This window comes from Variovorax sp. J31P207 (assembly GCF_030316965.1).
GTDB lineage: Bacteria > Pseudomonadota > Gammaproteobacteria > Burkholderiales > Burkholderiaceae_C > Variovorax > Variovorax ginsengisoli_B.
The window spans coordinates 1-15,191 of the sequence record NZ_JASZYN010000031.1; the positions used below are offsets into that span (position 1 = coordinate 1).

The following is a 15,191-nucleotide window of genomic DNA, read 5'->3' on the forward strand; positions in this document are numbered from 1 at the left end:
CAACACGCGCGACTGTGCCTCCAGCACTGTGACGGACAAGCCAAGCCGGCGTGCGACCGAAGCGACTTCCAGACCGACATATCCGCCGCCGATCACGACCAACCGGGCGCCGGGCACGAAACCGCTCCGCATGGCATCGATGTCGAGGATGGTGCGAAGGTAGTGAACGTTCGGCGCTGCATCCAGGCCGGGGTGCTGAAGCTTGCGCGCCCGTCCGCCCGTGGCGAGTACCAATCGTTCGTAGCCCAGACTGCTGCCATCCCCGAGGACAATTCGCCGGGCTGAACGGTCGATCTCGACGGCACGGCAGGACAGGCGAACGTCGATTCCCTGCTTTTCGTAGGCGGAGACAGGCCGGATGTAGAGGCCCTCGTGTGTCGCACTCCCGGAAAGATAGGCCTTCGAAAGCGGGGGGCGAAAGTAAGGAGGAAACGCCTCCTCGCCGATCATCGTGATGCGCCCCGAATAGTCCGACATCCGCAAAGACGCGACGAACTCCGCAGCAGCTTGACCGGCGCCGACGACGACGATCCCGACCGCTTCAGCGCTCATGAGCGTCTCCCGGTCTCACCGTATTCGCCGTTAGCCTGGAGGGTTCGACGAATACGGTGCCTTCGAAGAGGCGCCGCGCGGTCCTCACCAGTGACGCCTGGCTCACCTCCACGCCCGCGTCCGAAGCGTTCAGTCCCACTTCGACGGTGAGCGTCCCGCCAGGGTGGCCGATCGCATACGTTCCCTTTTTATGGGCCGCGGCGCGGGTCACGTCGTGTACAACAGTTCCTTCCATCGCTGCAGCGATCGCTGTCGGAATCGCACCCGTTCCAGGGAATGCCTTGTGCATTCCGCCGTCGATGACGCAACGGGCGAGGAGATCGCAACTGTCGGCGGCACGAGACTCCTGCGTGCCATAGAGCAGCCACCCCTGCGGAGGACCGACGATGATGCCGAACGGCGTGATCGGGCTCTCTTTCTTGGCCGCCTCGATGGAAGTGGCGAAGCCCAGATCCACCGCGACTTTGCACCGCAGGAATTCGATCTGCTGGCCAGCTTCGACCAACTTTTCGTAGGCGATCGGACTTTCTGCTCCCGTCAAACCGAAAGCGCTGGCTTTCACGAAGAGCTGCATGCCGGCGATATCGACCACCGAGTACTCGACGGGCCCGACACCCGGCACCTCGGCGACGTCGCGGTAGTTCCCGGTTGGAAGCAGCTTGCCCGTTTTCGCGCCTGCCGCGTGTTTGAAGTCCAGCAAAATCGGAGAGCCCGTCCCTGGAACACCGTCGATATGCACATTGCCCGCTGTTCTGGGCTTCCCGTCGGACACCTCGACCTGAGCAACGACGACCTTCCCGGTATTCGTGTTGTGGATGCGCACTACGGTGACCGGCTCGACCGCCGGCACCAGGCCCTCGTCAATCGCGTAGGGGCCGATCGAGGAAAGAATGTTGCCGCACATGATCGACCAGTCGATAGTCGCGACATCGATCCCGACTTGGGCGAACGTGTAGTCCACGTCCGCATCCGGCCGACTCGACGGTCCCACGAAGCCGAACTTGCTCGTCAGTCCGTCGGCACCGCCGATGCCATCGATCTGGCGCGGGTCTGGACTTCCGTAAGCGGCGAGAAGCCAGCGACCCAGTTCCTCCCGATCCTGGCTGGGAAGGTCGCTCGCTCGCACCAGAAGCGCCTTGCTTGTTCCGCCGCGGTAGAGCACACCACGGGTACCGAATTGAGTCATTGCAGGATCCTCTTCCTTTGTTTGAACCAGGTCGATCGCACGCGTTACTTCTGAGTTTTTGGAACAAGGACGGTGAGTCCGTCCAACGAAGAGTCGATACGGATCTGGCAGCAGAGCCGGCTGGCGTCAGTGGGCTCTTCGGAGGTCACCTCCAGCATGTCGGTTTCTTGTTGCGACCTTTCGGGCAGCTTGTTGAGCCACTCGTCATGCACGAACACGTGGCAGGTCGCGCAGCTGAGTTCGCCGCCGCATTCGGCGAATATCCCTGGAACCAAGCCACCAATGGCGGCCTGCATGGCGGATTGCCCATCAATGGCATCGACCTCCTGGGTCGCTCCGTCCGACTGCACAAAAATAACGCGGGTCATTTCTCGATCTCCTGAATTGGGCGAACAAGCCGCATGGGCGGCCGGTGCGCTGAACTTTTTTGATTGAATGAACAGTGCACATCCCGGCTCATGACGCGCCGGACCTCGTTGAAACGATGCGCTCCAGGAACGCATCGACCTCGGCGTCGTTCCAGTTCTGTATGTCTTCTCCGAGTTCCGGGGCGGGTTCGGGTGTCGGCGGGTCGAAGCCGTGCAGGATCATGGGGAAACCCTTGAGCCATTCGGGCGTTCTCAGCGCCGTCCGGCGCTCCCGGTAACGCGACTGTTCGGCGCGATCCGCAGCGGTCGACACGGGAACCGCGGGCACGCCGGCGCCCCGCAACGCCGCCACGGCCTGATCCCGGCTGCGCACGCGCGTCCAATTGGCGATGCGTTCGTCAACTGCGTCCTGGTGGTCCAACCACCATGTCTCCGGCGCCTCCACCGGTAGTCCACCGACCAGTCCTGCAAGTGCCTGGCGATGGCCTTGCGTCGTACACGCAATCGCCAACCATGCGTTCGTCTCCGTGGCCGGGTAGGTGTCGTGTGGCGTACTGCCTGGGCGACGATTTCCGTTGGGCCGACCCGCATGACCCGTCCATGCGCACTCGGCCAGCTGATCGGCGAGGGTCCAGGCCACGACCTCTCGTTGCGACACATCGAGATGGACGCCCCCCTGACCGACTACCACCGCATGCATCACCAAGGCGGCCCCGAGCAAGGACACCACCTGATCGGGGTAGTTGACCTCCCCGGAGGACCAAAGCGGCGCGCCTCCCGGATAGCCGGTCACGGCCGCCAGTCCCGAAAGCAGATCGAGGGTGGAACCGTAGGAGCTGTAGGAAGACTCGATGCCAAAGAGCCCTTGACTGGACAGCGACAGATAGACCAGGTCCGGGTTCAGTCGGTGCACTGTATCGTAGTCGATGCCCATGCGCGCAGTCACGCCCACCCTGAAGTTCTCCACCAGAACGTCGGCACGTCGAATCAGGCGGTGCACGATCTGCCGGCCGCGCTCGGTTTTCAGGTCCAGGCACAGACCCCGCTTGCCGACGTTGTTCGACGAGAACACGGGCGACGTCGACGCACCGCCCTCCCTCTCAGCGGCACGACCGTTGGGACTCACCCAAGATCGAAACGGGTCAGGGCGGCTGTGCGACTCGATCTTGACGACGGTCGCGCCATAGTCAGCCAACAGCCGGCCTGTCGCAGCGCCCGCCGTGATGGCGCCGAAGTCCAGAACGAGCATTCCACCCAAGGGCGAAGCGAAACCAGCGCCTGGCTGGCCGATCACGGGACGGCCGGAATTGCCGGCGTGGCACTGGCGGGCCGCAGGTGTCCACGTGGTTGTCCGATCGGCGTGTTCGCCCAGCCTGGGGGCGGGCGCATACGGGTCGCGCATGCCGGGCACTGCAACCGGCAGACCCACCACCGGTGCGTCCTTGCGACGCAGTTCGGGCGGCAGAACGAAACCCCGAGCCAGAAGCTGCTCGCAGCTCAGCAGGTCGGCCGCATCGGCGGCGAATCCGAAAGGCAGGCCCAGCCGCTGCGCCGAGGCGTAAACCTCTTTGGCATCGCGCTGCGCGATCGCCTCCGCAATGACAGCCCACACGGCCTCGGATTTTTCTTCCCGCTGACGAACGTCGCCAAGTGAGGGATCCAGCAGCCGCGTGTCCCCGATCAGCTCGACCAGGCTTGCCCATTGATGGGCCAGGAAAATCACCCCGATCCAGCCATCCCTTGCCTGAACGACGCGCCAGCCGCCACGCGACGAACCAGTGCGAAAGGGCAACTCGGTACCGAGGCTGTAGCTGACATCGCTCTTCCAGTCGATGTAGGCGGCGACGTCGCTCTGGGCCACTTCGACGTATTCCCCACGGCCCGTGGCGGCGCGCCTGCGCAACGCCACCATGGCGCCATACAGGCCGACGAACGCAGCCGCATGCGCGGACTGCTCTCCGCCGAGGCTCAACGGACGCTGATCGGGCTCACCGATCATGTTTGCCAAGCCACCGTAGGCCTCGGCGAGAAAGCTATCGCCCACAGCGCCGCCGTATTCCCCGGTGAGGCCGAAAGCGGTAAGAGACACCGTCACCAGGTGCGGGAACCGCTGCCTGAGACGGTCAGGTGCCATGCTGGCGATTGGAACGGATTCGTGATCCAGGATCAACACGTCCGCCGAGTCGAGCATGGCGTTCAACGACGCCCCCTCCGACGGAGATTCCAGCACCAAGCTGCCCTTGCCAGCATGAAGTGCGGTGAAGGTGAATTCGCGGGCCCGTAGCGGATCGCCGGAGGCTGGCTCGCACTTCATCACGTCGTGGCCAAGTGCGGCGAACAGGCGTCCGCACGCCGCGCCAGCGATAGAGGACGCGACTTCGACGACCCGCAGCGTGGTCTGTGACTCGCTAGGCGATGCTGCCATCAACCTTGCCCCGGATTGCGCTGACCATCGAGAAACCTGTTCATCCCCTCATCCAGCGTAGTGCCGCGAGCACGGATCTGCGCATAGACATCCACACCATAAGCAATGGCCGATGTCCACTCCGAGATCTCACCCGGAATCTTCCACAACGCTTGCTTCGACAACGCCAGCGCCGTCGCGTCGAAGCCCGCAATACGTTCGGCCATCGCAGTCACCACTTGGTCAAGCTGTGCCAGCGGAACCGATCGATTGACCAGCCCCCAATCGGCTGCAGTGGAACCGTCGATGCGCTCAGCCGTCAACACCAGCCACGCCGCCCGCTTCGGACTGAGCCGAAGTTGAGCGGCCGGTCCGGCCAGCGTGGGATAGAGCCCGAAGCCGATCTCCGGCATGCCGATGCCGGCCTCATTGGCGGCGATGGCCAGATCCGAGACATTGATCAGGGTCGAGCCACCACCAAGTGCAAAGCCATTGACCGCCGAGATGACGATCGCTGGATGGTGGCGTATCGCTTCCTGAACGGCGGCCCATTCGGTGCGTTTGTCCAGATCCGGATCGCCGGTGCTGACAGGGCCTTCTTTGAGGTCGACGCCCGCGCAAAAAGCAGGCCCATTGCCAGTCAGAATGACGACCTTGGACCTGCCGTGGCACTCGTCCAGAGCCTGCACGATGCCGACTCTGGCTGCCCGGTTCATCGCGTTGCGTTGATTGGGACGGTTGAATGTGATGCGAGTAATGCCATTGTCGCCATGCTCGACAAGCACCACCGGCGCCGTCTGGATCGATGATGCTGTCATGCGTTCACCACCTTGAATTTCGGGATTGCGCGGTCGTCGCTGAGCCGCTCGAAAACGACCTCCAGCGCGGCACCGCACTGCAGATCCGCCGGCGGGTCGACGAGCGTCGCCATCATGAAGGGGCCTTCTTCGAGCTGGACGAAAGCCACCAAGTACGGAACCTCGTCCGCGAAGGCTGGAAAGTAACGCTGGTGCATCACCACCCAGGACCAGAGGGTCGCCCGCCCGCTGGCTGCGCGCCATTCGAGCTTGTCACCGAGCGACACGCGATCGACCGGATACTCGGGAAACTGTGCAACCCCCGAGTCACCGTACTGAAGACGGAGTTCGCCCACGAGCGTTCCTTCCCAGAAGCCGCGGTTGGCGTTGGTCTCGGGTGGAAGCATGTCAATGAGTTTTTGATTGTCCATATCCATTCACTCCCCGACCAGAATGTGCGACGTGACGATGGGAGACGCGCAGATGTACTGGGCGACATGGCAGTCGGCCACCTGTCGCGCACCCGCTTCGCCCCGCAGCTGCCGGACCGCCTCCACATGATGTCCCCAGCCCTGCATATAGCTCTCGGCGGTATGCCCGCCCGCCGTATTGATCGGGGTCTCGCCCTTCAGGCCGATGCGGTCGAGCGTGGCCCAACGCCATGCTTCGCCGCGCGGCGCATGGTTGAATCCTTCGAGACTGAAGAGCACCGTGGGCGTGAAGTTGTCGTAGATCTGCACGCAGTCCATGTCATCCGGACCGTAGCCTGATGCCTCGTACACCCGACGTGCGACGTCCTGGCTGGCAGCGTAGAAGAAGTCCGGGCTGGTGTAGTGGTTGCGAAGAGCGCCCATCGCAGCAGTGGCCGCGACCCGCACGGGTCGCTTGCGCAAATCCTTGGCGCGATCTAAGGTCGTCAGAATGACCGCGACGCCACCGTCGTTGATGATGCAGTAGTCGTAGAGCCGCAACGGGTCGGCGATATACCGGGAACTCAGATACTGCGCCTCGGTGATTTCCTCGCGCATGACCGCCACCGGGTTCAGCACGGCATTGCGACGGTTGTTGATGGCGATCGGTGCCAACGCCCCGTCCGGCACACCGTACAGATGCTGGTACCGCCGGTACATCATGCCCACGTAAGCGCCTGGCGACGTCATCCCATACATCGCGTCGTAGCGACTCGTTGGGCTGAACGTGTAGCCGCCATAGGTCATTTGGACGGAACGGCCGTTGTTGCCGTAGACGCAGGCGACGACATCCGCCTGTCCTGTCTCGATGAGAGAAACCGCGTTCTGGAACGACACGCCGCTCATTCGGCCGGAGCCTTCCAGGCCGTTCACCACGCGAAGATTGGGCAAGCCCAGCATGTCCGCACCGTGCTCGTAGCCAATGCGTGAAGTGAGCAGCCCATCGAGCTCGTCCTTGCGCAAGCCTGCGTCTTCCAACGCCAGCTTCAAGGCTTCGGCACCCAGCGCGTATTCGTCCCGCTGTGCATCCTTCTGTGCGTAGAGAGCGCCGAAGTCAGTCTGTCCGACACCGACCACCGCAACCTGTCTTCGTTCTGCCATATCCAAGCTCCTTGCCTTATGCGGCGGGTAAAAGATGTGACACCGGGCACCTCGACCGATCGCCCGAACCGTCGTGTGCATGGCTTGCCGGTTCATCGATGACTGGGAGCACTTGAACGTGCGCCATGACATCGCGCGCGTGCGCCATCGCGAATTCGCGACTGGCCGGATTGGTCGGAATGACCAGAACACCGTCCAGAAGGCCTTCGAATGCCTTCGTGGCGACGTTGGCCGGATCCTCGGCGAACGGCGCGATGGCGGCCGCAGCCTCGGGGTTGGCGGCAATGATGCTTCGGACCTTCTCCGTGAGGACCCAGCCAGGCGCAAACAGCGAGACACCGATCCCGTCACCGGCCAGATCGCGCTGTGCGGTTTCGGTCAACCCAAGTGCGGCGAACTTGCTCACCGTGTAGATGCTCATCGGCGCGACATGCGGGGGCACCCCCAGAGAATGCTCGGAGCCGGTGTTGAGGATGTAGGCTGGCCCTCCCGCCGCCGCGGCCTTCTTGAGCAGAGGCGCAAAAGCATGGATCCCATGAAAAAGTCCAAGCACATTGATCTCGAGCAGCTTCTTCGCAGCCGCAGGATCGGTGTCCCGGAGGCCGCCTAACACTGCGACACCCGCGTTGTTGCAAAGAATGTTGACCGTGCCCCACCGATCGATCGTCGCCTCCGCCAAGCGCTGGACGTCGGCATAGTCCGACATGTCAGTGCGCATCGATTCGACGGTTCCGCCGATCGCTCGCAGGGCTTCGACCGTCTTAGTCGCATCCTCAAGATCGGCAATCATCACGCGGGCGCCGCGTTCGACGGCTTCGCGAGCAAGTGCTTGCCCGATGCCGGTGGCGCCACCAGTCACAACGACGACTGCATCTTTCAAATTTCTCGACATGGCTGGCTCCTGATCCTTATCGGACGACCGCAACGGGAAGTTCGAAGAGCTGGTTGATGAAGGTGCTCCAACCGCGCTTTGGCGTGCCGTTCAACTTCAGCGTGATGTTTCGTTTGTGCAGTTCCTCGAAGAGGATTCGGATCTCCAGACGCGCAAGCGCGTTGCCGATGCAGTGATGTGCGCCGCTGCCGAACGTGATGTGCTCATTTTTCGGCCTTGCCGGAACGAACCGGTGCGGCTCGCTGAAGAGCGAGGGATCGCGGTTTGCCGCTGTGAAATACAGCTGCATCATGTCGCCCTTGCGGATGTGTTGACCACGGAACTCGAGGTCTCTGGTCGCCGTGCGCGCCATGTTCATGGCCGGTGTGATGTAGCGCAGGAATTCTTCAACCAGCAGATTCAGCCCCCCCGAAGCGACTGCATCCGTCACGGCCTGGCGAATCTCGGGAGACTCCACGATCATCCGCATGGACTGCGCAATAGCCGTGTGAGTGGTCTCGAATCCGGCCACGAGCAGGAGCGATAGATAGAGTCTGCACTCGTCTTCCGATATCTCGCCTCTTTCGACGCATTGGGCGAGGATGGTGCCCATGTCGTCCTTGGGATCGCGGAGCTTGCGGGGCCGGAGCGCATCCATGTAGGAAAAACTAGCTGCGGCTGCTTCCAGCACTGACTTGAAACCGTCGGGGATCGTGGACGCGTGGAAGATGTTGTTGGTCCAGTCCACGATCAGTTGGCGCTCCTCGAACGGAACGCCGATCACCCGCGCCACGACTCGTGACGGGATAATCGCAGCGACATCAGCCACCCAGTCGAACTCGCCCTTGGCGACGACGTCATCAAGCACCTCGACCACGATCGCCCGGATCCACTCGTCGAACTGCGCCACCACCCGCGGCCCGAACGAGCGCGCCGCCGCCTTGCGCAGACGGGTCTGCGTCGGCGGGTCCGTGAGCATGATGTTTGCCCTGAGCGACGGCACTTCGGCGACGTTCTCGAGCGCGCCAGGAAAGAAGAACCCTTTGGAGGAGGTGAACGCTTCCGGGTCCCGCTCAATCGCCACAATGTCCGCGTGGCGAGTAACAGCCCAAAAGCCGCCCGTCAGCGTGCCTTGCGCGGCGGGCTGCCAGTAAAGACCCGGCATCGCCCTGATTCGGTCAAATGCTTCGTGCGGCACACCCGTCACAAAGGTTGCGGGATTCGCCAAGTCTGGAATTGGAAAATCATCTAATCTCGCATTCATTCATGTCTCCTTCGGTTGCATTCGTGTTTCCTTCGACTGCCGGCAATCGGCAGACCTCTGCCAGCGGATCCATTCCGGCCCTATTCGCCGGCACGGATGTTGTTGTCGCGGATGACCTTGATCCACTTGGCCGTATCCACCTTGAGCGCTGCATTCATCTCCTGAAGCGACATGACCATCGGCTCGAACCCGCCCTTCAACAGCGAATCCCGCACGCCAGGGTCACTCAGGATCTTCACGACCTCCTTGTGCAGCCGATCGATGATGGGTTGAGGTGTTCCCTTGGGCACGGAGATGTCCCACCAGTAGCTCGCTTCGAACCCTGGCACGCCCCCTTCCGCGATAGTCGGGATTTCCGGGGCCAGTTCTGATCGCCTAGCGCTAGCCACACCAAGAATCGTGAACAGTGGGTTCTTTGTGAATTGCATAGCACCGGGCAGGCCAACGATCGCGATCGGAATGTGACCGCCGACGACGTCGGACATCGCCGGCGCTGTTCCCTTGTAGGGGACATGCACCATCGGAATCTTGAGGACTCTTGCCAGCTCAACCCCCATGAGGTGATGCGGAGTCCCAACCCCGGGCGACCCATAAGTCAGCGCAGTCGCCTTGTTCTTCTTCGCGTAGTCGATGAACTCGCGCATCGACTTGACAGGAAGCCCAGGGCCCGCGACGAGGGCGATAGGCACAGAGGCCAGCGTCGCTACCGGAACCAGATCGGTCGCTGGGTTGAACTTCAGGCCATCGATAAGCGCGCCGAGGAGGGACACGCCGTTTCCGCCGATGCCGATGGTGTAGCCGTCCGGCTTGGATCGGGCGAGTTCGCCCAAGCCGATCGTCCCGCTGCCGCCGACCTTGTTCTCGACATAGATCGGCTGACCCAGCGCCTCGCCGAGCTTCTGGAACACAAGACGGCCGACGAGGTCCGTTCCGCCTCCGGCCGAGTACGGCACTATGGCGCGAATGGGCTTGGCGGGATAGTCCTGCGCGAATGCTCCGAGGCTTGCAAAGCCCAACAGGAATAGGGCACCTGCAGCCACGATGACGAACTGTTTGCGTTTCATGGTGTTGTCTCCAAAACTTGCAGTTGGACCGCCTCTCGAATTGATCGCGAATGAACGACCGCGATGCATCTGGACGGGCTTATTCAATAGGTTTGTTCACTTCTGCGGTGTTTACCCTGATCTGTAGAGGCAAGCATCGGCAGCAGCGAAACTTTAGCTTTTCGAGCGTGCTTCATCACTCGATTCTTTTTGCCGACCGTATAGAATATCTAACAAATCAAACTATGCACAAGCACTTGGCTCGGACCTTTGCGTGTTTTCGATGCCGTGAGCCGAATGGGAGGCGTCTCCCGAGCTGCGGAGCAACTGCATGTCACGCCTGGTGCCGTGAGCCAGCAGCTCAAGCAACCGGAGACCGCGATCGGCGTCAAACTGTTCAGGAAAGCGGGGCGCGATATCGAACCCAGGCCGACAACTTGCCTCGCGCATGGTCGACCTGTTCGACGGCGTCGAATCCGCGGTGACCGAAGCAGCGCAATCCGACAAGCCCGGGCGACTTCGGCTCAAGGCAATTCCGACCTTTGCCATCAAGTGGCTGGATCCTCGGCTCGCCGGCTTCTATGCGCTGCACGACGACATCGACGTAGAGATCGCCTCGGTAGGACGCTTCGACGATCAGCACCTCGAGAATGCCGAGTTCGTCGTTCGCCTTGCCCTTGTAGAAGCTTCGAGGGTTACCCAATCGTGCTCGCGTCGCATCGCCCGATCGATCCCGTTTCATCTCATGCAGTCTTGGTGCTCTCGCGCTGCGCCTGCGTGCCAATGGCCCACACGAAGCCGGCCAGCTCGCGTGCGACTGCAACGCAGACATTGTGACCTGCACGCCGCGGGCGTGCAGCGCGGCAAACCGCTTTGTCAGACGTAGCTGCGCCTTCCACGCCAGCGTCCGCACGGTGTCGGACTGCCCGGGATCGACAACAACGAGCGGCAACCGGCTTCCTGTTTCGTAAGCGGCCAGTCTCCCCACCTTGAGATCAGAGGCCAAGCCAGAGACCATGCTGTCCATCTAAGTTTGCTGGACACCTATGGACGTCAATCCGAAGCAACGCCGCCGGCACAGCGCGGCGTTCAAGGCGCAGGTACTGGCCGCCTGCGCCGAACCCGGCGCTTCCGTCGCGGCGGTCGCGCTGTCGTTTGGGCTGAACGACAACCTCGTGCATCAGTGGCGTCGTGGCCGCGGGGCGATTCCCGCGCCATCTCCAGCAAGTGCCACGGTCGAGCGTGCGCGGGAGTTTGTCGAGTTGTCGTTGCCTGCGCCGCCGGCGGCTCCGGCGCCATCGCGCGTGGCGGCCAGTACCGAGACGATCCGACTCGAGTTCAAGCGCGGTGCTCTTGGCGTGAGTGTCACATGGCCGGTCTCGGCGGCGGTCGATTGCGCGGCTTGGCTGCGCGAGCTGTTGCGATGATCCGCATCGACGCCCTCTGGCTTTGCACCCAGCCCTTGGACATGCGTGCCGGCGCCGAGCGCCTGATGGCTCACGTCGTGCATGCCCTCGGCAGTGCCCGGGCGCATCACGGCTACTTGTTCGCAAACGCGCGGGCTACCCGCATCAAGCTGCTCGTGCATGACGGCTTCGGTGTGTGGTGTGCCGCCAGGAGGCTCAACGCCGGGCGCTTCGTGTGGCCGAGCGAGAGCAGCGCTGCGGCCCCGCTGTCATTGACGCAGGCGCAGTTCGATGCGCTGGTGGTGGGACTGCCCTGGGAGCGCCTGCCAGAGATGACTGTGATCACCCGTCTATAGCCCTTCGCAGGGAGCGCGTTCACAGCGCAACTCCCAATGACGCCAGGCGGCCGGGCTTGCATGATGGGAACCCATGCAGGACCTGCGCAACCTCAAGGACGAAGACCTCCAAGGTCTGAGCCCCGAGGCGGTCACGGCGCTCGCGCAGCAGATGCTGCAGCAGATCCAGCGCCAAGCGCAGGACATCCGCCTGAAGGACGCCAAGCTCGAGAAACTCACGTTCGAGTTGGCTCGCCACAAGGCCTGGAAGTTCGGTGCGAAGTCCGAGGCGATGAGCGCCGAGCAGCGCCGGTTGTTCGAGGAGACGCTGACCGAAGACGAGGCTGCTCTGGAGGCTCTGTTGAAGCAGGCGCAGGGCACGCCGCCGGATGACACAGCCGCTTCGTCCAAGCGCAAGCCGCGACGCCAGCCTCTGCCCGACCATCTGCGTCGCGTGCAGCATGACCACGAGCCCGAGGACACCGCCTGCCCAAGCCCGGGCTGCGGCAAGCCGATGGTGCGCGTGGGCGAGGACATCAGCGAGAAGCTGGACATCGTGCCGGCGGAGTTCTTCGTGCATCGGCACGTCTACGGCAAGTGGGCCTGCCGCTGCTGCCAGCGCCTGGTGCAAGAAGCCGTCGAGCCGCAGATCATCGACGGCGGCATGCCCGCAGCAGGCCTGGTGGCGCACACCCTGATCAGTCGCTTCGTGGATCACCTGCCGTACTACCGTCAGGAGGCCATCAACGCGCGTTCGGGCGTGCACACGCCGCGCTCGACACTGGCGGCCTGGTCCGGCCGAGGCGGCGCGGCACTGGAGCCGCTCTACGACGCGCACAAGCGCTTCGTGCTCTCCGCCCGGGTGCTGCATGCGGACGAAACGCCGGTGGCCCTACTCGACCCGGGTCGGGGCAAGACCAGGAAGGCCTACGTCTGGGCCTATGCGCGTGGAGCCTTCGATCCGGTGCCAGGCGTGATCTACGACTTCTGCGTGGGGCGCGGCGCGCAGTTCCCGATCGCGTTCCTTGGCACGGCGCAGGGCGGTCAGGATGAGCGAAGTTGGCGCGGTACGCTGGTGCGCGATGAATACAAGGCCTACGACAGCGTGATGAGCGCTGAGCCCGGACGCACGGCCGCAGGATGCCTTGCCCACGCGAGACGCAAGTTTGACGAGTTGCTGCTCGACTCGGGCAAGAGCGCGGTCGCTGAGGAGGCGCTGCGTCGCATCGCGGAAATCTACCGCCTCGAGCGAGAGCTATCGACGCTGACGAGCGATGAGCGGCTGTCGAGAAGACGCAGCGATGCGAAGCCACTGTGGGCAAACATGCATGCATGGCTGCGGCTGGAGCGAGGCCGAGTTCCTGAAGGGAGCGCCACGGCGAAGGCCCTGAACTACAGCCTCAACCACTGGGAAGCCCTGACGCACAACCTGCGCGACGGCGACGTGAACGTCGACAACAACAGTCTGGAGAACCTGATCCGCCCGTGGGCGGTGGGGCGCCGAGCATGGCTCTTTGCAGGCAGCGCGTTGGCCGGGCAGCGTGCCGCGAGCGTGATGAGCTTGGTGCAGTCGGCCAAGCTGCACGGGCACGATCCGTGGGCCTACCTCAATGATGTCCTGACCCGGTTGCCCACACAGTTGAACAGCCGCATCGAAGAACTGCTTCCCCACAACTGGCAGCCCGCACGCTGAGCGCGCAGCCGCTACCGCGGCGATGCTCGCCTGCCCGTCAACTATGGGACGGCCAGCCGCTTACCCTGTTTCGGCCAGGCCGCAATTCTTTTCTCGAGCACCGAAATCTGTTCGTCCAAGCTGTGAATACGCGCGAGTTGCCCTCGCAGCACGTCCATCAGCACACCGGGCACGCGACCCTCAATGTCAGCCATTCGATTGCAGTTCGGCCAAATCGGCCTGCCTGCCAGTTTTTAACGTCACGCCAAACTCGTAAAGCAGACTGCGCATCTGATAGATCTGCATCGTCCGGAACTTTGTCAGTTGAGTGCGCACTCGGTGCAGCCCAAGCACCGCTTGCTGTTCTTCACTCTTGACCGCCACCGTACGCGTGCCGGGCTGCTGAACTGCGGTCCAAATTGCTCGGTCATCAGCAGCGTCCGTCTTGTTGGTTTGCACAAAAGGTCGAATGAACTTGGCGTGCAGCAACACCGCCTCGTGGCCAAGCGCGCGAATCTTGCGCGCCCACCAATGCCCACTGCCGCACGCCTCAAGCGCAACCCGCCCTGCTGGGCTCTTCGCCAAGAACTCGATCAATTCTGTTCGGCTGAAGCGTCGATTCACGATCTGTCCTGTGTCGGGATCGACCCAGTGCATCTGAAATACGCGCTTTGCGATGTCCAGACCATACGTCGTACGGTTCATTTCGGCCCATACGTACCTGAGGTGGTGGATGGAGACGCCACTTTGGCACCGGTCGGTTCCGGACGTACATCTATCCTGGCCTATCCCGCCCCGAAGGGCGGCGGGTGTCCATCCCATCTATCCGTGCGGGTCCGTGGACCCGGCACCTCATGCTGCAGGCGCGCCAGGCGCGCTGGCAGGTTCCCGCTTCGCGAGGCGCCCCATCTGCGAAACCGGTCACGACAGAGACGTGACCCTGCGTTTGCACGGGCGCTTCGACCTTCGATCATGGTGTTCGTCTGGGCTCCATAAGTGATTCGGCGCCGGGGCACTAGGCCTGGACGACCTGCACGCCGCGCACCCCGGACGAGGCCGCGATCAGCAGGGTCGCCTGTCGGAACTCATCGATGGTGCGCGCATCCAGTTTGTTGATCGCTTCGCCATGGCGATCGAATCGCAATTCCACCAGTCCTTCACTCAACGGCAGGACGCGGATACTTTCGCCTTGGAACAAGAGAGATCTCCATATGGCCGGCAACACGCCCGCCCTGGAGAAAAGTTTAGAGATCGTCCCCGCGGACCGGCATCGTCCAAAGCGACGAATCGAAGTGGCCCGCACGCCGGCTGCCGCAGCCGCGGCCCTTTACCTCCGTACACGAATCAACCCTTCCTGCGCCACCGATGCCACCAGGCGTCCATCCCGGCTGAACACATTGCCCCGGGAGAAGCCGCGCGCATGCGCAGCGGAGGGCGACTCCGTGTCATACAACAGCCAGTCGTCGCAGCGAAAGTCGCGATGGAACCACATCGCGTGGTCCAGGCTTACGCCCTGGACGCCCGGCTGCTGGACGTACAACCCGTGCGGCTGCATCGCCACGCCCAGCAGGCTGTAGTCCGATACGTAGGCCAGCAGCGCCTGGTGCAGTCCCGGGTCGTCGGGCAAGGCCTCGACAGTGCGCAACCATGCTCGATTGACGGGCGGGCTCGGACCTGCGGTGGCGGGGTCGCGCCCGTCGACGAAACGCAGACCGAAGACTT

At 63.0% G+C, this 15,191-nt stretch carries 16 protein-coding genes and 2 pseudogenes; 4 read left to right on the top strand and 14 right to left on the bottom strand.

The genetic code is table 11. From position 1 onward, the window contains the following. From QTI68_RS39735 to QTI68_RS39780, 10 genes are all read right to left on the bottom strand, one after another. On the bottom strand, positions 1 to 552 hold a 552-nt coding region (locus QTI68_RS39735), incomplete at its 3' end, for an NAD(P)/FAD-dependent oxidoreductase (RefSeq protein WP_286529873.1). Further along, on the bottom strand, positions 542 to 1,738 hold the full coding sequence (locus QTI68_RS39740) for a PrpF domain-containing protein (protein WP_286529874.1): 1,197 nt from the start codon (positions 1,736 to 1,738) through the stop codon (positions 542 to 544). The genes QTI68_RS39735 and QTI68_RS39740, both read right to left, overlap by 11 nt. A 44-nt stretch (positions 1,739 to 1,782) precedes the next feature. Continuing rightward, entirely contained in the window at positions 1,783 to 2,106 is a 324-nt protein-coding gene (locus tag QTI68_RS39745; protein ID WP_286529875.1) for a 2Fe-2S iron-sulfur cluster-binding protein, read from the bottom strand. A gap of 88 nt (positions 2,107 to 2,194) precedes the next feature. Then, on the bottom strand, positions 2,195 to 4,531 hold the full coding sequence (locus tag QTI68_RS39750) for a CaiB/BaiF CoA-transferase family protein (RefSeq protein WP_286529877.1): 2,337 nt from the start codon (positions 4,529 to 4,531) through the stop codon (positions 2,195 to 2,197). Next, positions 4,531 to 5,328, bottom strand: a complete 798-nt coding sequence (locus tag QTI68_RS39755; RefSeq protein ID WP_286529880.1) for an enoyl-CoA hydratase/isomerase family protein — start codon at positions 5,326 to 5,328, stop codon at positions 4,531 to 4,533. Before QTI68_RS39755 ends, QTI68_RS39750 begins: the two co-directional genes overlap by 1 nt. Next, a complete protein-coding gene (locus tag QTI68_RS39760) occupies positions 5,325 to 5,744 on the bottom strand; it encodes a Zn-ribbon domain-containing OB-fold protein (protein ID WP_286529882.1) in 420 nt (139 codons plus the stop codon). The genes QTI68_RS39755 and QTI68_RS39760 overlap by 4 nt, the downstream gene beginning before the upstream one ends. Next, positions 5,745 to 6,878, bottom strand: coding sequence for a thiolase family protein (locus QTI68_RS39765; RefSeq protein WP_286529884.1), 1,134 nt, complete (start codon positions 6,876 to 6,878; stop codon positions 5,745 to 5,747). 16 nt (positions 6,879 to 6,894) lie between these two features. Then, the gene (locus QTI68_RS39770) at positions 6,895 to 7,770 is read right to left on the bottom strand and encodes an SDR family NAD(P)-dependent oxidoreductase (protein ID WP_286529886.1); all 876 of its coding nucleotides are present in this window, start codon (positions 7,768 to 7,770) and stop codon (positions 6,895 to 6,897) included. Positions 7,771 to 7,786: 16 nt separating this feature from the next. Next, complete coding sequence (locus tag QTI68_RS39775; protein WP_286529888.1) at positions 7,787 to 9,013, bottom strand: cytochrome P450; 1,227 nt, start codon at positions 9,011 to 9,013, stop codon at positions 7,787 to 7,789. Between the two features lie 80 nt (positions 9,014 to 9,093). Next, on the bottom strand, positions 9,094 to 10,077 hold the full coding sequence (locus tag QTI68_RS39780) for a Bug family tripartite tricarboxylate transporter substrate binding protein (protein WP_286529890.1): 984 nt from the start codon (positions 10,075 to 10,077) through the stop codon (positions 9,094 to 9,096). A 276-nt stretch (positions 10,078 to 10,353) separates the two neighbouring features. On the opposite strand from QTI68_RS39780, the gene QTI68_RS39785 reads away from it, so the two are divergent. Next, on the top strand, positions 10,354 to 10,893 hold the full coding sequence (locus tag QTI68_RS39785) for a helix-turn-helix domain-containing protein (RefSeq protein WP_286529892.1): 540 nt from the start codon (positions 10,354 to 10,356) through the stop codon (positions 10,891 to 10,893). On the opposite strand, the pseudogene QTI68_RS39790 reads toward QTI68_RS39785, so the two are convergent. After that, positions 10,827 to 10,978: pseudogene (locus QTI68_RS39790) on the bottom strand (IS110 family transposase); the annotation flags it as partial. The gene QTI68_RS39785 and the pseudogene QTI68_RS39790 overlap by 67 nt on opposite strands. Before the next feature lie 124 nt (positions 10,979 to 11,102). On the opposite strand from QTI68_RS39790, the gene tnpA reads away from it, so the two are divergent. From tnpA to tnpC, 3 genes are all read left to right on the top strand, one after another. After that, on the top strand, positions 11,103 to 11,483 hold the full coding sequence (gene tnpA / locus QTI68_RS39795) for an IS66-like element accessory protein TnpA (RefSeq protein ID WP_286529893.1): 381 nt from the start codon (positions 11,103 to 11,105) through the stop codon (positions 11,481 to 11,483). Further along, entirely contained in the window at positions 11,480 to 11,818 is a 339-nt protein-coding gene (tnpB, locus tag QTI68_RS39800; protein ID WP_286529895.1) for an IS66 family insertion sequence element accessory protein TnpB, read from the top strand. The genes tnpA and tnpB overlap by 4 nt, the downstream gene beginning before the upstream one ends. 73 nt (positions 11,819 to 11,891) lie before the next feature. Next, positions 11,892 to 13,490 (top strand): IS66 family transposase, encoded by a 1,599-nt coding sequence (gene tnpC, locus QTI68_RS39805; RefSeq protein WP_286529897.1) that lies wholly within the window; start codon positions 11,892 to 11,894, stop codon positions 13,488 to 13,490. A 65-nt stretch (positions 13,491 to 13,555) separates the two neighbouring features. Here tnpC and QTI68_RS39810 read toward each other — a convergent pair. From QTI68_RS39810 to QTI68_RS39820, 3 genes and pseudogenes are all read right to left on the bottom strand, one after another. Continuing rightward, positions 13,556 to 14,174 (bottom strand): annotated as a pseudogene (locus QTI68_RS39810) (IS110 family RNA-guided transposase); the annotation flags it as partial. A 310-nt stretch (positions 14,175 to 14,484) separates the two neighbouring features. Then, positions 14,485 to 14,667 (bottom strand): hypothetical protein, encoded by a 183-nt coding sequence (locus tag QTI68_RS39815; protein ID WP_286529899.1) that lies wholly within the window; start codon positions 14,665 to 14,667, stop codon positions 14,485 to 14,487. A 129-nt stretch (positions 14,668 to 14,796) separates the two neighbouring features. After that, positions 14,797 to 15,191: acyl-CoA thioesterase (locus QTI68_RS39820; protein ID WP_286529901.1), on the bottom strand; the 395-nt coding region annotated here is incomplete at its 5' end.